Raw genomic sequence first — 22,369 nt, 5'->3', positions numbered from 1 at the left:
CCAAATAATATGAAAAAAATTACCTTATTATTCTTGCTCTTTACCAGCATGGCTTCTTTTGCGCAAGATCCACTTATGCTGGATATTGAAACTATTTTTCCTGATACCGGTAATGCATACATACTAATTACAACTCGTTCAAATGCAACTTTATATCAACACTTTGGCGCAATTAGTAATTATGGAGAGATTCTTACTGTAACCCCGGCCAGTTTTCCCTTAAATATAGAGTGGCGACCAGGCTATGGAAGGTCCGGATGTCAACCCATAACTCGAACTTACAGTTACAATGACTATCTTTCTGGGCAATCCTTTATTGGAGGTTGTGCTCCGGAATATTTTAATTTAAGGTCACCACACCTACAAAGTACGACAACAGAAATAGGAGTGTGTGAAACTATTACTTTTCAGGCAGGCACTCAACCTTATTACAGTTTAGACGGCGTAACAAACTGGCAACCATGCCCATATAGTTTTACACCGGCAAGCTTACTTGGGCAAAACTTTAGAGGAAATGTGAGATTTAGATATAATATCACTTCTAAAGCTACAAATCCTAGAGTAACAATGCAATCAAAACCAATTACTTATGTTGTTTTCGGCTGTCCTCCCAAATTAGATCCCGCTAACCCGCCTGTTTCAAGAGCAGAATCTTGTAATAATATGGGGGACGGAGAGGTTATCTATTCTTTTGACCGGCCATTAGAAACAGCATTGGGCGAACGATTTCTTTTTACTTACACGACTGTAGGAGCCAATATTCCGGTATCACTGTATTCTGACAACGCCCTAGTAGAAATGGTATCTCCTTTAAAATATAAAATAAAAGGTATTGCTGTAGGAGCTTATAATTTTAAATATCAAACCGTAATTGGGGCAAATGCTTCTAACCCTACAAAAGATGTAGTTGGTCCTGGTTTTACAATAGACCCAACAACAAAACTAACATCAAACGCTACGGCTATACCTCCAAAATGTTATGGAGGAAATGGTGGAATTCAAATTACTTCTAATGGAGGTACTGGTTCGCATTTTTACAACCTGAATGGTGAAACAGAAGTAGTAAACGGAAAAACTGTTCTCAAAAAATATCCAGTCTCAGATTTAACAAATAAAGGATTTAGTAGTGGTAACTATAGGGTAATAGTTCTGGACGAAAATAATTGCCAGTCTTCTCCACAGGATATAGGGATACCTCAAGCTCCGCCTCCTATTACCATAAGCGGGCAAGTAAACAATGTCACTGTTCCTGGTGCAAAAAACGGGAAGATAATACTTGATCTACCCTTAACAGGAAGTCCAGCTTATACTCTTACTTGTACAATGGGCAGCGAAAACATACCCCTAGATCAATTGGGTAATCTTGCTCCGGGAACATACGTAGTAAGTAGTAATAATAGTTTAAGCTGTACCAATGCTTCTAAAACTTTTTTGGTTAGACAAGAAATAACCTATGATGTAACTTCAACTAATTTAAGCTGTTTTGGCGCAAATGACGGGAGTATCACATTGAATGTAAAAGGAGGTTCAGGAAATTATACCATAACGTGGCAAGATCCTTCAAATAATGCGTATGTTCCAAATGTCTCAACTTCGACTAGTAATGGTATTTTTAAGTATACCGCAGTTGGTCTTTCGCCGGGCAATTTTAAATTTACTATAAAAGACAGCGAGATACCTTCTTCCGATATTATTAGTGCTCAATTAACTGTACAAAATAGTAATAAAACAATTTCAGGTCCTTCAGCAGCTTTATCAGTAACAGCAGAGCCTACGATATATCAACCGGCACCAGGAATTAATAATGGTAGTATATTAATAAATCCGAGTAAAGGATACGGAAATTACAGTTATGTCTGGACTAAAAATGGATCCGTTTTTAGCCCTACTCCTCCACAAAGTCCTAATAATCCAAGAGGTTTAGGAGACGGAACTTATTATGTAACCGTTACGGATAAGAGTATAGTCGACCCAAATGAAGTTGATTGTTCCATCACAAAAGGACCTTATGTACTAAAAGCATTAAATGTAAATATACTAACTCCAACTGCAATAAGCTGTCAGGGAGGCACAACAAATCTTACAGCTCAGGCTTCCGGAGGTAATGGTGTAATACAATTTCAATGGTTTGAACTTACTGGAAATTCTCCTGTTGTAGAAGACAAATTAGAAAATGAGACAAACTCAGCTTTAAATGCTGTAAAAGCGGGCAATTATAAAATTACGGTAACTGATGCAGATAACAATACAACTTCGGTTACTATAAATGTGCCGGATTCTGCCAATCCTATTATTACGGCAACAACATCTCAAACACCTGTAAAATGCTTTAATGGAAATGACGGAAAGGCCAACGTACAAGTTACAAATGCGGTTGCAAATATTACCTACATATTTAAATGGTATAAAGGAACGTATCCGCAAGCACTTGTTGAATTAACAGATAATATTTCTTCGACACAGACTCAATCAACAAAATCAGGTTTAGCAGAAGGAGATTATACTGTAAGTGCTTCAAATGGTTTTTGTTTGCAATACTTTACTGTTAGCGTTGCACCGGCTACTCCTATTATAGTAAAAGAAGTTGCTGGTGGCTTTAAAAATTTAAAATGTTTTGGTGATCAAAACGGATCGCTGGCCATAACTGTATCCGGAGGAATAACTCCTTATACTTTTGTGTGGAGAAAAGGCGGTGCTGTTATCACGGTAAACGACAATCTTAATCCTACTTTACTTGGCGCCGGAATCTACTCTGTAGAAGTTCGTGATAATAATTACGTTTCTAACAATCCCAATCAATGTATTGCTTTGTTAGAAAATATTGTAATTAGTTCTCCAGATAAATTACAATTCAACTATGCCACTACAGATGTAACCTGTAAAAGTGCTACGAATGGAACTATACAATTGAATATTACAGGCGGAACCGTTAGTAATGATGGAAACAACAAACCTATTTATAAAATTTCATGTGACTCTGGTACTTCAGGTACTGTGATTGATATTCCAAATCAAAAAATTACGGGTTTAAGTGCCGGTAAATGGAATGTAACCGTTTCTGACAATAATAATTGTGTTATTGCTACGCAACAAATTGAAATAAAAGAACCTGCCGCAGCTTTTGCATTTGGGCCTTCCGTAATTACAAATGTTACCGGAAATGGACTTCTTAACGGAAGTATAAAACTAAATAATACCGGAGGATGGGGCAATTACTCGTACAAATGGTATACAGGAGAAACAGTTGATGTTAGTAAATTAATACCAAACGAAAATGCTAATTTACTTAAAGACAGACCAGCGGGAAAATATATTGCCGTAGCTATCGATAACAATAAAGATAATCTTGGCTGTTCGATAACATCAGTTGTATTTGAAATAAAAGAACCTACGGTACTAACTCTTGATGTTACTGCTACCAATACAAAATGTAATGGAGGGCAAGGTTCTATCATTGCCATTGCAACAGGAGGTGCCGAAATAGGTCAGCAACAATCAGACAGGCAATACACGTATGAATTATTCCTAAACAATATTTCTCAGGAAAAAAAGGTTGGGAATACTGCAAATTTTACCGGATTAGCCATTGGCCAATATAAAATTACTGCAACAGATTCAAAAGCAAATGTATCAACCGTGGCGAATACCAGTTATAAAAATGGTACCATCGTTACCACTGGTTATGTAGAACTTAAGCAGCCAGATCCAATTTTAGTGACAGAAACAGCTGCTGTAAAAAAAATATTAGCGTGCTATGGTGATCAGGATGGAAAATTATCAGTGTCTGTTTCAGGAGGAACTCCATTTACTGTGGGCGCTCCTTATCATTATGTATGGAAAAAATTAAATCCATTAAATCTTATTTACGAACCAATAGGAAATGATAGTCCAACACAATCTGGTCTCTTTTCAGGAAAATACTCAGTAGAAGTTCGCGATGCTAATTATGATCCGGCTAATCCTTCAAGCTGTATCGGAATTTTAGAAAACATACTAATTGCCCAACCGGACAAATTAGCTTTTACTTTTACAAAAGGAGATGTATCGTGTAATGGAGGAAATAACGGTACCGTAAAACTAAATATTTCGGGCGGAACTAAAGCATATACTATTATTTGTAATGGAGGAACTATCGATAATACAAATAGTATGGTTTCAGGATTGAGTGAAGGAACTTATACTATAAGAGTAATTGATGGCAATAGCTGCCAGACTGCTGAACAAACAGTTACAATTAACCACCCTCAAATTGCATTAAAAATTATAAATCAAAACATTACACCAACCACAGGCTTTGGATTGGCGACAGGAAAAATAACAATTACTGCCACCGGCGGAACAGGCACCTACACCTATGAATGGAAAAATAACTCAGGAGCAGTTGCAGGCACTAACAGCCCTACTCTTTCTAATGTTATTGCTGGTATTTACAGCGTTTTAGTAACCGACGTAAATGGCTGTTATGATTTAAAAAGTTACGAGATTTATCAGCCTACAAAACCTGTACTTTCAGAAACTCATCTGCAATCAAAATGTAATGGTTTATTGGGTTCATTAAATGCAAGTGCAACTGGCGGGGCTACTTATAATCAAAATCAGCCGGATAGAATTTATACGTACAAATTAAAAAACAAGGCAAACGGAGCTACTACTACAAAAACTGGTAATGTGGCCGATTTTAGTAATATCGCAGATGGAAATTATAGCCTTACTGCTACTGATATAGGCGGAATCGACTCGAATGTTATTGATGTAACATTTACCCAGCCTACTCCAATTGTAGTAAAACTAGTTTCAAAATCGAACGTAAATTGTTTTGGCGATCAGGACGGAACTATTGCCATATCAGTTTCAGGAGGAACGCCACTTTTAGTAAACGGAAATCCGGAATATACTTATCAGTGGAAAAAGAAAAATCCTGCTACTAATACCTATGAAAACTTTATTCCAACATCATTAAATACTTTATTTGAAGGCACTTATGCTGTTGAGGTGCGCGACGCCAATTACAATTCCGGAAATGCGGCTTATTGTATTGGTATTTTAGAAGGTATCGTAATTACACAACCCGCAGATTTTGGTTTTGATATCGATAAGATTACCTACACTAATCCGTCTGCAAATAATGGAAATGATGGTAAACTGCATTTTGAAATCACCGGAGGTAAATCGAACTACGAATATAAATTTTACACTAAAGATGCATCAGGCAATGAAACTATTATAAATACTATTGCAAACAGTTCTGTAAAAGCTGTAGACTTTAGTGGATTGGTAAAAGATCATTATTATATTTCTGCTAAGGATGATACCGGATGTATAAAATATGCCGATTTTGATTTTAGAGATAATCCGTTAACGATCAGCATTAGTCAGACACAGCAAATTACTTGTTACGAAGCTAATAATGGTACTGTACATGTAAATGCAAATGGCGGCTTTGGTATCAAAACAATTTCATGGTATTTTAATAATACATTACTTTCTACTGCCATATTAACTACAGAAAATCTAAATCTTTATAATGCTAAACCCGGTAGTTATTATGCTGTTATAAAAGATTCTAAAAAAGTTGAGGTAACCAGTAATACCATCAATATTACCCAACCGGATCTGGTAACTTTCTCTATGGTGCAAGAACCTGTAAAATGTATTGGCGACAGTAACGGAAAAATTACTTTAAGTGCTTCAGGAGGAAATAGCAATTTTAGTTATCGCTATTTTTATAAAGGAGCATTAGTTAAAGACTGGCAAAATTTTTCGAATGGAACAAATACTATAATTACAGATTTGGCTGCCGGAGAGTATACCATTTTTGTACAAGATTCTCAACAGTGTTTAAGTACGGGTGGCACTATTCAGGTTACCTCGCCAACTGCTTTAAGTATTAGTAATACAATATCTCTTCCTGCCAGCGGAAAAGGATTGAGTAATGGTTCGATTGCTATTACTGCACAAGGAGCAAATGGTAATTATACTTATCAATGGTTTAAGAGTGATAATACTAATATTAACCAAAGTACCAATACTGCAGTAAACTTAGCTGCCGGAAAATATTATGTAATTGTTACCGATGCTAAAGGATGTAATCTAACATCTGAGCTGTTAGAAGTAACAGAGCCACCACTTTTAGAAACCAGCATTGCCGTTCAAAATGTAATTTTATGTCATGATGATAAAAACGGAAGTTTAAAACCAACCACTATTGGCGGATTTTTAAAACCAGGAGAAAACTATACTTATAAATGGTATGCAGAGGGTTCTAATAATATACTGGCAACAACCAATATCTTAAATAATGTTGGCAAAGGTTCTTATTATGTAATTGCTACCGATTCGAATGGTAATGAGGCAAAAAGTACCACTTTGCTGGTGACAGAACCTGCAATTCTCGACAACATATTAACTTCTGATTATACGTTATGTGGTGATGCAAACGACTGGACGATTGATGCAACACCATCAGGAGGAACAGCACCTTATTATTATATGTGGAATACGGGAGCCAAAACAGCCAGTTTACCAAACGTTCCACCAGCAAATTATTCGGTTTTGGTAACAGACAGCCATGGTTGTACTATTACAAAAAGCATTACTATAACAGCACCAATACATTTAGCTGCGACCGAAAAAACTGTAATTCCAACTTGCTACGCTGGTTCTGATGCCACAATTGAAGTTACTTCTTTTGGCGGAAAAGGACCTTATACCTATTTATGGAATACGGGCGAAAAATCGAACATCCTAAGCGGAGCTGCTGCCGGAGATTATTCTGTAGCAATAAAAGACAGCAAGGGATGTGTTGTAAATTATGATTACAAAATCGAAAACCCGCCAAAAGACATTATAAATCTTGGAGAGGATGTAACATTATGTTTTGATCAAACCTTGACTATTAATGCTACAATAAACGACGATAAAGCTACTTACTTCTGGAAATCTGATAAAGGTTTTACTAGCAATAAAGCTATGATTACCGTTTCTGAACCTGCAAATTATACGGTTATTGTAACCAATAAATTAGGATGCCAAGCGACAGATACTATTAAAATATCAAGCCAGAATACGGCAATAAGTGCTGAATTTGCGGTGTCTAGTCAGGTATTTAAAAATGAAAAAATAGTTATTGTAGACATTAGTAATCCTATTGCTGATGAGATCGAATGGATTTTGCCAGCTAATGCAACTGTTGTTTCTAAAAATAAAGATTTTGCTGAAATAAGCTTTAGCGAAACGGGGCAGTACGAAATTACCCTGAATACGAAAAAAGGCAATTGCACCGCTTTTCAAACCAAACAAATACTAGTAACTGAGGGAGAATATGAAGAAAACAATCCTGATGAAACTAACAACCAGAAAAAGTTTGATGTTAAGATTTATCCTAATCCTTCAAACGGATTTTTTACGGTAGATGTATTATTAGATAATGTTATGCCTGCTCATGTTAAAGTATATAATTTAAATAACAACCTGCTGATAGATTCTAAAACACAAGATGGAAAAGATAATTATCTCTTCAATTTTAGCTTAAGCGGACTTCCGTCAGGGATCTATTTTGTATTGTTTGAATCACAGCAAGGAAACAAATTAAGAAAAATAATCATTCAATAAAGAAGATAATCAGTTCAGTAAAATTTCAATTAATAATGAAAAACAGTAAAGAATAAATTTCGCAAACTGATTTCCCTAGCATATAAAGAATGATTGCAAAAAAAATACTTTTTAATACTACACTCCTGCTCATAAGTGCTTTTGGTTTTTCCCAAAACTTTAATGTACAGGAGTTAGGCAAAGCCAAATTGATAAACGTAAGTGGTGGTGCATCGGCCAATAGTATTTTCTATTCCGGTAATGCACAAAGAGATCCGTTTAGTTATTTTTTAAACGGAAACATCAACATCAACATTGCAGGGTTGTATAATTTGCCTTTTTCTTTTTCGTATACCAATCAAAAATTTGGTTACGGAAAGCCTGTACTTATGAATCGCCTCAGCATTCATCCATCATATAAATGGATTACAGCCCATATTGGAGATGTAAGTATGACTTTCTCACCTTATACGCTAAGTGGGCATCAATTTACAGGATTAGGAGTTGATTTGACTCCACAAGGAAATTTTAAAGTCAGTGCCATGTTTGGACGATTATTAAAAAGCAGCGAATTCGACTCTAATTATCCGGAAATTGTACCAACGTACAAAAGATATGGTTATGGTTTTAAAACATCCTATGATTTTGAAAAAGTAAAAGTAGGTGTTACATTATTTAAAGCAAAAGACGAAATTAGTTCAATACACAATCCTGTTCCTTTTGAGTTGAGCGTAAGTCCAAAAGAGAATGTTGCAGTAAGTTTTGAAACGAGTTTTACCCTGGCAAAAAAACTACAGTTTTTCACTGAATATGCCAACAGCAGCATTACAGAAGATACCCGAAATACAGACAAAGGCAAAGCAAACGGAATTGCGTCTCTTCTTTTAAATCAAAATAGTACCTCAACAAGTTATAATGCTTTTAAAGGACAGCTTGTTTATCCTGCCGGAAAAGGAACTTTAGGATTAGGCTACGAACGAATCGATCCTAATTACAGGACTTTAGGAGGTTATTATTTTAATAATGATTTAGAAAACTTTACCGTCAACGCCACACAAAACATATTCAAAGACAAAGTTTCGTTAGCCTTAAATTTAGGACTTCAGAAAGACAATCTTGACAAGCAAAAACAAAGTCAGATGAAACGTTTGGTGTCGTCCCTAAATGTCGATTTCAGACCTAATGACAAATTAAACCTGAGTGTAAACTATTCTAATTTTCAATCCTATACCAATAGCCGTAACCAGTTTGATTATATTAATCAGGTTTCTAATTACGATTATTTAGATACCTTAAACTTTAGACAGGTCAATCAAAATGCAACAATAAACGTCAATTATTTATTAAGAAATGATAAGCGCTTAAAAAAATCCATAAGTGCCAACTTTTCTGTGCAGGATGCCGTAAACCAACAACAAGGTAAAACTATTGCAGGCGGTGCTTCTACTTATTACAATTCTGCGATTGCCTACAGTATTGGTTATCCTGAAAGAGATTTAAGCTTTAACGGATCCTTAAATAATACTTACGGAAAAACAGATTCCGGAAAAAATTTAATTATTGGACCAACCATAGGGGTATCTAAACTATTTTTTGATAAAAAACTGACTACTAATGCTTCAACAAGCTACAATACCAGTTATAATGATGGCGAAAAACAAAATGATATTTTCAATATCAGACTTAATGGCTCTTATATTTACCTCCAAAAACATAATTTTAATGTAGGCGTAATTTCCTTGTTTAGTAATTCAACTGGCCGAAAAAACAATGATCTTACTGCGACCTTAACCTACGCCTATTCGTTTGATAAAATTAAAATGCGTCCGAAAAGAGAGCCTTTAACAGAAGAAAAACCAATCGCTGATCCGGTTTTAAAAATAAATTTCAACGATAAGATTTTTGAAGGAACAAGAGATGAAATTTTGGCACAACTCCAAGAATTACAACTTTCGATACATCCTTTGCCTGTCGAAGAAAAGAATAATTTAGAACATCTGCTTACACTAGCTTCTCTTACACCTGATGACAAAGAATTAAAAGAAAAAATTCTTGATTATCTGGACGCATATACCGTAGCAACGGCCACTATAGAAAAGTACAATGATTATTTTGTTAAGGCTTTACAAAAGCTCGAAAAGGAAATGAACCATAAAGATGAAAACCTTGAAAATGCGTATTCAGTTGCTATTGGCAGGGTAAATAGTCATAAACTACATGGAGTTGATCAGGCTGAAATTACCAATAAGGCTAGTTATAATTCGTATTTAAAATTGGTTGAAAGAAGCGATAACAGCCGTAATCAATTAAGAAATCACAGGTGGATGCTTAAGGAAATAAGTGCTGCTGCAAAAACTTCTGCAAAAGAAATTCAACAAAATGAAAATGCTGCCCAGTTTAGCACACAAGAAATTGAAGAAGCTTTTAAACTGATAAAAAACAAAAAAAGCGAAACAGAAATAGTAGATGCTATCGAAGTAAAAATAATTCCTTTTTATCATGACCTGGCTGTTAAAAACAGTATCAATGATGAAATTGATTTAAAATATATTCAAAAATAAAGTATACCCTAAAGATACCAAACGAACAAAATAATGGATAAATCTCAATCACCCAAAATGCTGAAAAAATTACACTTATACTTGTTGCTATTGAGCTCTCTTATTGGTTTTGGAGGCTATGCACAAACATATCCTATTTCGATAACGACGCAGGTTACACAGCCCTCGCCTATTTATTTAAGTAATTATGCCGATGCTACTACAGTAAACAGTCCTATAAAAATACAGATTGTACTAAACGATTTAACAATCTCAAATCGTCAGGTAAAGCTTAAAATTTATTTTCAGGGCAATGGGATTTCTTTTACTACAAATGATTTTGTTGTAGGCGCACGTCCGTTATATCTTGAAGGTGGTTTTCCTTTGCAATTAACCAATGTCGATCTTGCCCCTTATTTTGAATTTCAAAATTTGTTAGGACTTAATCCCAATCAGTATGCGCAAGCATTACCGGAAGGAATTTATAATATTTATGTAGAAGTATACGATTTTGCAACAGGAAAAAAACTGTCGAGTAAAACGAGAACTAACACCATTATTTTTCAGAACGAACCTCCTTTTTTAAATCTTCCGTTGAATAATGCTTCTATCATGCAGCAGAATATTCAAAATATTATTTTCAGCTGGACTCCGCGAAGCATTAATGTAAGCAATGTAGAATACGAATTTTCACTGGTAGAGATCTGGGATAAATACACGCCTATTCAAAACGCATTTGCTTACTCACCTCCTTTATACACAACCACAACCAGAGCAACGACACTGCAATACAGCATGAGCGAACCTCAGCTTATTCCCGGTAAAAAATATGCCTGGCGTATTAAAGCAAAAGCTATTTTGGGTGCCGAGGAAATAGGTGTTTTTAAAAATAACGGTTACAGTGAAATTTTTTCTTTTGATTATGAAGTATCCTGTACTCCTCCACTGGCTATAACTACTTCTGGCGTTAGCGAGAATCAGGCAAAAATAGCATGGAGCGGCAATATCGATAATTATGACTATCAGGTAAATTATCGCGAAAAAAATGCCAACTCAGAGTGGTACAAACAAGTTACACCAAGAGAGAATATTACACTAAGCAATTTAAAACCAAATACAGTTTACGAATATACCGTAGGTTCTTCCTGCGATCCGGGTAAGTATACCCACAGTACAATTAAAGAATTCACTACCGTAGCAAGAGACGAAATTGTCTTTGCCAGTTGTGGTATCAAACCAGACCCAAACGATTTAAGCAACACAACGCCGCTTCCTAATCTTTACCAAAATGATGTAGTAACGGCGGGAGATTTTCCTATTGTCGTAATTAAAGCAACCGGAAGCAATGGTACTTTTACCGGAGAAGGTTATGTAACGTTTCCTTTTATAGAAAAATTCAGAAAGCTAATTGATGCAGCCGATAACTTAAAAGAGATTGCCAACAAAGGAGCCGAGATTACAGGAAAAGTTGGTGCCGCAGCAAATGCAACTGCAAATTTAGCATCTAATACCGCGACCAAAGTTTCGAATGGTCTTGACAATTCGACAGGAGATTCAATAGCCGATTCTACAGGAAAAGTAAAAGATAAAGTGGCTGGTATTGGTGAAAAAGTAAATAATAAAGCGGGGGAAATTGCCGAAGATATAGGCAAATATTCTACCAATATTGGCGAATATACCCGCATTCGAATAACATTTAATAATATTGGCGTTAATACTGATTTCAAATTAATTTCAGGAGAAATTATAGCCAGTTATGATCCTACCTGGAAAAACATTGTCAATTTAGATAATGCATTTGATGAAGTATTTGGCAGTAACGGAAAACCTATAGAAGGTAAGTTCGATTACGAAGTAGTTTCGGTTGTATTAAATGCAGACGGAAGTACGACCGTAACAGGTAAAGATGGACAAATATCAACCATTGCGAAATCGCCATACGAAAGAGTTTACACAGACAGTACAGGAAAAGTAGTAACAATTCCAGCAAATGGTGCGGGTGCGCCGGTTATTGCCAATGCTGCTGCAGGAGGTAAAGCCACTGCGGCAAATACAAACGGTATGTCTGCCAGCGGCGATGTGGTGAAAATTACTTCTCCGGATGTGAAAATAACGTTTAAAAATGGAGAAAAAAGTCAATATGCTTTTGATGTCCTCCCAAATTCAGGTTCACAAAAACTCAAAGACACTTATGAAACCATTCCGATGGAAGGTGGAGGTATTTATAATGTAAATTATAAGGCCGTATCTGACTTAAATGGACCTGAAACCTTTATTGCTGAAGCCGAATTTAAAAACGGAAAAACAATAAAAGACGTTGTTTTCAAAACAAATGCCGGTGCAGATGTGAACTTTAAATGGAATGACAGCAATACTGAAGCAGTAATAACTGTCACGAAAACATTAAACTTCTCAAAAGAAAGCATTATTGCTATTGTAAAAGGTGCGACGCAAAAAGATCCTCAGGATCCTGCCAAAACTATTGAAGGCAAATCAGATATTGCCGGTAAAGTAAATCTATGGCAACTTGCTCAAAAACCCGTTATTAACGTAACGATTTTAAGTGTCAACGGAGCAAATGCACCAAGTGCCGATAGCGCAAAAGATTTTCTTAATGAAGTATATAACAAAGTCGGGATAAAATTTGATGTAACCGCTCAGGATTTAACCATTGGTGCATTACCTGCTGCAATACAATGCGGAGACAGCGGTCTTATCAATTTTTACAGCAATGGCCAAATCGATATTAAAAATCAAATCGAAGCCAATCCTAATTTTACCTATAATAGCGAAACCTACTACATCATCTACACCGGAAAACCAGGACAAGATGGATACAAAGGGTTTATGCCTTTAGGAGGTCAATATGCTTTTGTATTTAGCGACGGTGACTTAAAAACAGCGGCCCACGAATTAGGCCATGGTATTTTTGGACTTAAACATCCATTCGCTACTAAGGCAGAATCCGGTAAAACAGATCTTTTAATGGATTACGGAACCGGAACTGTACTATCTCATAACGACTGGGATATTATTCATAGCGGAGGCTGGAAGTTTTATGGGTTCCAAAGTAGTTCTTCAGGAGCGTTGGCAGGTGGTTTTGGGCTTTCACCTAAATGGGAACTTGTACAAACTCAGTTATCAAATACTTATTCTGAAAGTTATATTGCAGAAGATGGTTTTACATCTGGTTTTACCGATTTATTTAATAAAGAGACTGTAAAATATGTTTGGGATCCTGCTTTAGAAAAATACGTTTATACCCATATAGTAAATGGTAAAGAAAAAAAAGAAATACATTCAGTTACTAAAGATGTAAGTGATAATTCTTGGATTTGGTTGTTTGCTAATAATAAAGGCGAATGTAATGTCGATAAAAAATATATTAGAACTAAATATAAATATGTAAAATCATATATAAATTCTAGAGATAAAGCTGGTTTACAAAAATATATAAAAGCGATTCTCGATGATAAAGCCAAAAAAGAAGGAGATAAAGATTCCAGAGATCAGGTTTGGGGAATTTTAAAATGTACTTCTGATACAGAACAAAGCAATACTAATGGAACAAGTGAAAACTATAATAATTATTTAGTAACCTTAGGAAGTTCTGCAAACAAAGGTTATAAAGAAGATCCAACAAATGTAGACGCGCAGGAAAGTCACACTTATGATTATTGTGGTGTTATTTTATCAGAGAAAGAAAAATTAAAAATTCTTTCTCAATTAAAAAATATTAGTAGTGAAACAGGTTTAATAGCGAAAATATTTTTTACTGATACACAAACACTTCCGGCTAAAAGAAAAGAAGTGACAGATTATCTGGCAAATTTATCTGGTTCACAAATAGCACTATGGATTGATTTTGACATAAATGGAAAAGCAAAAATAAAAACGATTTTAGGAAATGGAGTTACTGGCAGTGGAAATAGCAGTGTAAACAAATTTTTATCTCTCCTGAGTGAAATAATACCAAAATTTGACGGTAAATATACCTACTTTAATCCATTAACAGCAATTTTAGATGGTGTAGCAACAGTTGTAAAAAAGGCAAAAATACCTGAGCGTTTCTACAATCCTGAAATTACTAGTAACGATTATAATCCCGTTTTGTATTATGTAAGTTTAGCTGATCCTTTTTCTTGGACTTTATTATTTGGTGATCAGACAATGGCGCAATTCGATATAAATATTACCAACCCAAAACTGGTAGGTACAGGACATATTTATTTCGCCATAAAATGTGGATTTTGGAATGGTATTATAGATCAAGTTGCAGGGCTAGCAGAAATGGCAGCAATAGTTACCGATATTATTGATGGTGGTGACAGATTATCTGAAATGTGGCAAGGAATTAAAAAAATGAGTGTTTTCTGTACTGAAAGTACTGAGGATAGTATGTGCATCTGGACATTAGTCAAAAAATCACATACTGGCCAAACTTGCCAAGTTGCAGAAACTGTTGGTTATGACATTGCAAATGTTGTAACAATTGTTATATCCTTTGCTAAAGCGGGTAAACTTGCTCAAATTTCGCAAGTTATAGAATCTCTGGATGTAATGAGTCAAACCATGAAACTTGCAGGAAACCTAATTAAAATAACTGTAAAAGGTACTGGTAAAGCAGCGAGAATTAGTTTTGCGATTGCGAAAGCATTTATGAAACCAGGATTGAAGTTATCAAAGGCAGGTAAAATGTACTGCATGATAGTTCCTATAGCTGTAGATTTGTCAGAAAACATAGATAACGCTGTAAGTAAAGCAAAAGAACTTCTAGAAAAAACACCAAAACAACTTGAAGATAATTTAACAATATTAAGCAAAGAAGATGTCAATGGAAACATAATTGCCGAGATCTCAGATAATGGAGAAAAAATAAAAGTTGTTTTAAATGAAAGTGAAGAACAATTAAAGAAAAGTACAAGCGAAGTTGTTGAAAATGCTAGTGAGGCCATCCTGGTACGTTTAAAGAAATTAGGTTTAGCAGAAGCCGATTTAAAAGATGTATTAGATAAAATAGGTTACTCGACGACAAACGGAAATAAACTAATTGATCTATTAGAAAGAGCTCCTTTCAAAAATGACATTTCTAAATTAAAAACTTTTTTAAGTGATATCAATGCAAGTACAGATCTACAAGATTTTGTAAGACAGGGTAAAGATTTCAGCAAAGAATGGTTAATTTTGGAAGCATATCCTAGTTTTAGAAAACTATCTGTACATATTGAAAAAATTAGTTCTATTTTAGCTAAAGGACATGTTAGTGTAGACGATTTAACAACAATTCTTACTGTAAATAAAGGCTTAGGTAAGAGAGCTACTGATTTAACAAATTTCCTAAATGATTTAGACCATTTTGCTTTATACGCAAATCAAGGTGGTGTTGGATCGATCATATCTGGCTTAAAAGCGCATTGGTTCAATGGCGCGGGAGCAGATGGAGCTAATTGGGTAATTGCGGTTTTACGTAAAGAAGGAACTGAAGTTTTTGTACCAAGGAAAACTAATTTTGAAGTATCTGCATTGTCAAACACTCGTAGATATGACGCAATAGTTGGAGAAACTGGTAATAAATTAGCAAAGTATTTTGAATTTAAGTCATATAGCAAAGTACCACCAACTGATTTTGCCAAGCAATTTTTAGGTGATCTAAGCAATCCGGATATCGTTGATTTAAAACAATTACAATGGTTATTTGATGCAGGTAAAAATCCGCCAGATTTTGCATCTAACTTGAAAAAAGCAATAGATAATTTAGATGTAACTGATGAAATGGCAAAAAAATTATTAAAAGATGTTGAAAATCCAACACCTGCTAAACTTAAAAAATATTTAAAAGAAGATTTTGATGAAATATTTAAATTAAAATAAATGAAAACGTTAGATAAAATAGATAATGTAAAAAATAATATTTGGAATATAGGTAACAACATCATTATCCTCAAAAACAAAACATTAATTAATCTAGATAACAAAAATGTATTGAACTATGAAAATGATGTGAACAGATGTTTTTATAGTAATAATTACATTTACCTTATAAAAAAAGATGTATTAATTATATTAAATGGAGATTTCAATATTTTAAATACAATAAAACAAAATGATGCCACTGGTTTAAGTGTTTTTGATGAGAACAATTATGCTATTTGGTTTGAAAACGAAGATGGAGATGAATATTTTCATTTGTATAAGGAAAACAAAGAAGAAGGGACTTCAGATTTTTTTTTCGGAAAATTTTTAAATGCCAATTATAGTTATAGATTCAGAACTCGAAAACAAAAGAATTTATTTAAATTATCCAATCTATTAAATACCCATACCTATTTTGAATATCAATGTGAACCCGGTGAGGAGGTAATAGGAGATATTATTAATTATAAAGAAAATTTAATTTTTTACACAAAAGAAATAGAAAAAGAGTTATATGATTCTAAATTTTGGATAAATGTTTTAGACATTAAAACAGGAAAGACAATATATAAAATATTAACAGAGCATTATGGAGCTTGCTTTGATTATCAAAAAGGACTTTTTATATCCATACAAGGAAGCAATCAAAATAATGAGATAATAAAGAAATATGAAATTGTAGATGTAAATAATGGTACTGTTGAAAAAAACTTTTTTGATTTTGATCAAGAAATGTTTGCAGTAGGTACTGCAGTTCAATATATTAATGATAACAAATTATATTTTGCTGATAATGTTTATTCTTACGAAGAGCAAAAAAGAAAGTGTCCAAAAATTGGTAGTTTTGATTTGACAACAAGACAGATATCATTTTTCGAAGAATTAAAAGAAGCCGAAGGCTATTCGGTAAACCAAATTATCGTTAAAGAAAATAGATTATATGCTAAAATTGACAATGATGAATTGATTGTTTTAGAGATCTAATGTATTAATTTGTAAAAATTATTTTAGCCCTACAAATTGATACCACTCTTTACTAAATTTCCCTTATTAATAAAAACCGCGAAAAAGTCTAAAAGACATTTTCGCGGTTTTTTTATTTATCGCAAATCACAGCTGCTTAAAAAATTGAGATCAATGATTATTTTAAATCCTCCCAAAATAAATTGAAAGGATTTTATAATTTGCTACACAAATTGCCATTATAGTTATGCTATTATTATAACTGCATCTTTTTTGCATCTTCTATAAATTGGTTCAAACCAATGTCTGTTAGCGGATGTTTTAGCAATCCTTTTATTGCAGAAAGTGGTCCTGTCATTACATCTGATCCTACTTTTGCACAATTTACAATATGCATCGTATGTCTGATTGAAGCTGAAAGTATTTGTGTCTGATAATCGTAATTATCATAAATCTCTCTGATTTCGGCAATTAAATGCATTCCGTCGGTAGAGATATCGTCGAGTCTTCCCAGAAAGGGCGACACATACGTAGCACCGGCTTTTGCGGCTAACAAGGCCTGACCTGCTGAGAATACCAAAGTAACATTGGTTCTGATTCCTTTAGACGAAAAATATTTGCAGGCTTTTACTCCGTCTGCAATCATGGGTAACTTGACCACAATTTGCGGATGCAAAGCGGCAAGCTCCTCTCCTTCTTTGACCATTCCTTCAAAATCGATCGAAATAACTTCTGCCGAAACATCTCCGTCTACAATATTGCAAATGTTGAGGTAGTGTTTCAAAATATTGTCTTTTCCTGTAATGCCTTCTTTGGCCATCAAAGACGGATTGGTAGTAACGCCATCCAGAACTCCCAGAGATTGTGCTTCTCTAATATCTTCTAAATTAGCGGTATCAATAAAAAATTTCATAGTTTTTTGGTTTAAATAGTGGTTTATTGTTGATATAATTTGTCATTTCTCATTCGTTAAAATGACGAAAATATTCTGATGAAAATGATTCTCCTAGCCCCGATAGAAGTGGAAATCCTTTTGTGGCGGTGTTCGCCACAAAAGATTGCAACGCATAGCGGGATTAGCTCCTAAAAAAAGCTTTAATCATTAGCAATCGAACTAAAAAAATGTGTTGTAATTAACTTTGTCAAGTTTAAAACTTTGACAAAGTTTTTCAGTAAAATTCTTAAGCCTTTTAGTGAGTGAAAATGTGCATTTTGATTTATTCTTCAAAAAACATTCAATAAAAAATAACACTTATAATTATTTATCAAACGGACTTTCTTTTTTAGTTTTCGAATTAAAAAATAGTAACTAAACCTTTAACCTATTTTCTAAATTCAATCGCTAAAAACCAGTCATAATCGTAATACACATTCTCTTTATTCATCTTTTAAAAAAAATAACATTCTATAACTATCACATAGATTATTTGCTTTAGATGTTTGTCTCACCAAAATTTTATTGAGCAGTAACAGGTTTTAAAAACCTGTTACTGCCGATTTTTTTAAAACCTCAACAATTAAATATATTGATTGATAATATTTTCGAATAATTCCTGTTTTCCGCTTTGAAGCGTTAACTCTCCGTTTTGATTCGCTATATCGTATAAATCTTTAAGATTTAATTTTCCGTTGGCAAAATCTTTTCCTTTTCCTGAATCGAATGAACTGTATCTTTCTTTTCTTAATTTTTCGTACGGAGAAGAAGTAATAATCTTGTCGGCAGTTAATAATGCTCGTGCAAAAGTATCAGCTCCGCCAATATGCGCCAGGAAAACATCTTCAAGATCTGTTGAATTTCTTCTGATTTTTGCATCAAAGTTTACTCCTCCGCCTTGTAATCCTCCTGCTTTCAGAAATACCAACATGGCTTCTGTAGTTTCCTGAATGTTGTTTGGAAACTGGTCTGTATCCCAGCCATTTTGGTAATCTCCTCTATTGGCATCAATGCTTCCTAACATTCCGGCTTTTGCAGCTACTTCAAGTTCATGCTGAAAAGTATGTTGCGCCAATGTTGCGTGATTGACTTCGATATTGATTTTAAAATCTTTGTCTAAACCGTATTCTTTCAGGAATCCAATTGCAGTTGCAGAGTCAAAATCGTATTGGTGTTTTGATGGCTCCATTGGTTTTGGTTCGATGAAGAAAGTTCCTTTAAAACCTTGTGCTCTTGCATAATCTCTGGACATGGTTAGAAATTGTGCCATATGGTCTAATTCTCTTCCCATATCGGTATTCAATAACGACATATAGCCTTCACGTCCGCCCCAGAACACATAATTTTCTCCGTCCAGAGCAATTGTTGCGTCTAAAGCTAATTTTACCTGTCCTCCGGCTCTTGCCACAACATTAAAATCAGGATTTGTAGCGGCCCCGTTCATGAATCTTGGATTTGAGAAACAGTTTGAAGTTCCCCAAAGTAACTTAATTCCAGATTCGGCTTTTTTCTCTTTTAAATATTCTGTGATTGTTGCCAAACGTCTTTCAGATTCGGCAAAAGTTGGCCCTTCAGCAATTAAATCGTAATCGTGAAAACAGAAATAATCAAAACCCATTTTGCTAATGAATTCAAACGCTGCATCGGCTTTATCTTTTGCTGCCTGAATTGGATCTGATGACTGATCCCACGCGAAGTTTTGAGTTCCGGGACCAAACGGATCGCTTCCTTGCCCACAGAAGGTATGCCAATATGCAATGGCAAATCTAAAGTGTTCACGCATTGTTTTTCCTGCCACAACCTGATCCGGATTGTAATATTTGAATGCCAACGGATTATCTGATGCTGCTCCTTCAAATTTAATTTGACCAATACCTTTGTAGTATTCTTTATTGCCTAAAACTATCATTTCTTTTATTTTTTATGTGTTAATATAAATTCTAATTCTTGTTTCCATTTTTGATAGGCCTTATCGTAAGGCTCTTTGTTTTTTAGTGGTAAAAACGTCATGACGTGATCGTTTGTCGTAATACTCGAACCAAATTTGTTGTAATCACCATCTTTTAAACCTACCGCTCTTGCTGCTCCAACTGCTCCTGTTGTATTGTAGATTTCGATTTCATGACCGATAAGGGTTGCCACGGTATTAGAGAAAATTTCTGAGCGGAATAAATTATCGTTTCCTGCCCTGATCACATTTATCGTTGCATTATCATCTTTTAAACATTCCATTCCGTATACAAATGAAAAGGCAATTCCTTCTAATGAAGCTCTGAACAAATGGGCACTATTGTGAATATTTAGATTCAGATTCAAAAAGTGAGTTCCAATGTTTTTGTTGTTAAACATACGTTCGGCACCATTCCCAAACGGAATCACGACTACTCCATCTGAACCGATTGTGATTTTGGATGCTTTTCTATTCATCGATTCATAGGTTTCATCACCCATATTATTTCGCAACCAACGGTACTGAATTCCGGCTCCATTGATGTTTAATAATTTACCAATTCGCGGGGTTTCTAATTCATAATTTACGTGTACAAAATTGTTTACTCTTGTACTTTTTCCTGTAGACATTTCGCCAACTGCATAAAAAACACCTGAGGTTCCGCCTGTTGCGGCAACTTCTCCCGGATTTAATACATTTAATGATAACGCATTATTGGGCTGATCTCCTGCTCTGTAAACTACCGGAATCCCAACAGGAAGTCCTGATTCTTTTGAGGCTTTTTCGTTTAAAATGTCCTGATTGGTAAAATTCTCTACAATATCCGGCGTTAAGGATGGATCGATTCCGTAATAATCGAGCAGCCAATTGGCCACTTTATTTTCTTTATAATCCCAAAGCATTCCTTCAGAAAGACCATTTTTTGTGGTGGTAACAGCTCCTGTCAGTTTATAGGCGATATAATCTCCAGGCAGCATATATTTATCAATCTTGCTATAAATATCAGGTTCATTTTCTTTGACCCATTTAAGTTTCGAAGCGGTAAAATTTCCGGGAGAATTCAATAAATGTTCCATACATTTTTCCTGTCCGATTTCAGCGAAAGCGGTATTGCCAATTTCAACCGCACGGCTGTCACACCAGATAATTGCGTTACGCAATGGGTTGCGTGTTTTATCCACAATAACGAGTCCGTGCATTTGATAGGATATCCCTATTCCCTGAATTTTAGAAGCTTCGATATTGGCTTCACGAATTGCTCTTTTGGTTGCTACACATATATGCTGCCACCAAATTTCAGGATCCTGCTCTGCCCAATCGGGGTGCAATGACACAATTTCCATTTCGTTTTGGGGTTCATGCAAAACGATTATTTTTTTTCCTGTTTCGGCTTCTACCAAAGCAACTTTGACTGAAGAACTTCCGATATCATATCCTATATAATACATAACTTATAATGATTCTCTTATTATTAAACTCGTGGGTACATAACACTGAACAACCTCATCGTGCGTGATAAAAGCTGCCGCTTTTGTTCCTAATTCTTTGAAATCAGTCGAGACGACCGAAATCCCTTTGTATATAAATTTCTTCATTGGCGTTTCATTATAAGACAAAAAACCAACATCAGTTCCGGGCTCTAAATTCTTCTCTTTGCATTGTTCTAAAAAGTGACCCAAAATGCGATCACTCACACTGATATAGGCAATTCCTTTTTCGATACTAAACTTTTTTGCATCTGTAACAACTTCATATTCAAACTGAAAATCAGCACAGAACTTTTTAAAAAACTCCAGTGTTTCCTTTGGATGATTGGTATAATCCGGAAAAACAAACTGAATACTTTTATACTTTTTAAACAAGTTAACTCCCTCTTTTAAGGCATTATAAAATGCTTTCCCAAAATCCTGAAAAATATAATTCTGTTCCTTTTTGGCCTGAATATTCCAGTCTATCAGCAACAATTTATCATTTGCAATGGCAGCCAAAGTGGGCGAAACTTCTTTATGGTCAAAATTCATCACCACATATTTATAATACTTCCCTATGCTATTATTGATGATCGTTTTAAAAACATCAATATTATAATGATGAAACTGCACATCTGTAATCACATTATCCGCCAGATTATTCACAAACGAATGGTATAAAACCTCCTTATACGCCTTAAAAGTATCTAATACCAAAAGCACTTTTCTGGTTTCGCCTGAGACATAATATCCTTTATTAGGCACAGAATCAATGCTTTTTTGTTCTTTTAAAATAGAATAAGCCTTAAAAACCGTATCTCTTGATAACTGATTTGTTTTGCAAATACTATTTACTGAGGGAAGCAAATCTCCCTTTTGCAAAATATTTTCTGCAATCGCATTATTTATTCCGTTTACCAGTTGCTGGTATTTCGGAATGTCACTTTCGTGGTTTATTGTAAAAACAAATTTCTCTATATTTTCGCTTATCATACTGTTCTGTTCTGGT

8 protein-coding genes are annotated in these 22,369 nt (G+C 34.7%); 4 read left to right on the top strand and 4 right to left on the bottom strand.

Annotation, left to right across the window (positions count from 1 at the left end; translation table 11 throughout):
- Positions 1-9 precede the first annotated feature (9 nt).
- The 4 genes from L0669_RS10580 to L0669_RS10565 all read left to right on the top strand — a co-directional run bounded on the left by L0669_RS10580 (position 10) and on the right by L0669_RS10565 (position 17,027).
- The gene (locus L0669_RS10580) at positions 10-7,611 is read left to right on the top strand and encodes a T9SS type A sorting domain-containing protein (RefSeq protein WP_263763310.1); all 7,602 of its coding nucleotides are present in this window, start codon (positions 10-12) and stop codon (positions 7,609-7,611) included.
- 89 nt (positions 7,612-7,700) lie between these two features.
- Positions 7,701-10,151: a TonB-dependent receptor gene (locus L0669_RS10575; RefSeq protein WP_263763308.1), complete on the top strand. Its 2,451-nt coding sequence runs from the start codon at positions 7,701-7,703 to the stop codon at positions 10,149-10,151.
- A gap of 33 nt (positions 10,152-10,184) precedes the next feature.
- Positions 10,185-16,001, top strand: coding sequence for a fibronectin type III domain-containing protein (locus L0669_RS10570; RefSeq protein WP_263763306.1), 5,817 nt, complete (start codon positions 10,185-10,187; stop codon positions 15,999-16,001).
- A complete protein-coding gene (locus L0669_RS10565; RefSeq protein WP_263763304.1) occupies positions 16,002-17,027 on the top strand; it encodes a hypothetical protein in 1,026 nt (341 codons plus the stop codon). It begins immediately after the preceding gene.
- A gap of 235 nt (positions 17,028-17,262) precedes the next feature.
- On the opposite strand, the gene fsa is transcribed toward L0669_RS10565, so the two are convergent.
- The 4 genes from fsa to L0669_RS10545 all read right to left on the bottom strand — a co-directional run bounded on the left by fsa (position 17,263) and on the right by L0669_RS10545 (position 22,353).
- Entirely contained in the window at positions 17,263-17,919 is a 657-nt protein-coding gene (gene fsa / locus L0669_RS10560; protein WP_263763302.1) for a fructose-6-phosphate aldolase, read from the bottom strand.
- A 604-nt stretch (positions 17,920-18,523) separates the two neighbouring features.
- Entirely contained in the window at positions 18,524-19,849 is a 1,326-nt protein-coding gene (gene xylA, locus L0669_RS10555; RefSeq protein ID WP_263763300.1) for a xylose isomerase, read from the bottom strand.
- Between the two features lie 5 nt (positions 19,850-19,854).
- Positions 19,855-21,339 (bottom strand): xylulokinase, encoded by a 1,485-nt coding sequence (locus tag L0669_RS10550; RefSeq protein WP_263763298.1) that lies wholly within the window; start codon positions 21,337-21,339, stop codon positions 19,855-19,857.
- A 3-nt stretch (positions 21,340-21,342) separates the two neighbouring features.
- Positions 21,343-22,353 (bottom strand): GntR family transcriptional regulator, encoded by a 1,011-nt coding sequence (locus L0669_RS10545; protein ID WP_263763296.1) that lies wholly within the window; start codon positions 22,351-22,353, stop codon positions 21,343-21,345.
- Positions 22,354-22,369 lie beyond the last annotated feature (16 nt).

It is taken from the genome of Flavobacterium bizetiae, assembly GCF_024271895.1.
Taxonomy (GTDB): Bacteria; Bacteroidota; Bacteroidia; order Flavobacteriales; family Flavobacteriaceae; genus Flavobacterium; species Flavobacterium bizetiae.
Note: the sequence above shows the minus strand (reverse complement) of the source record. Positions and strands in the feature narration are given on the sequence as shown.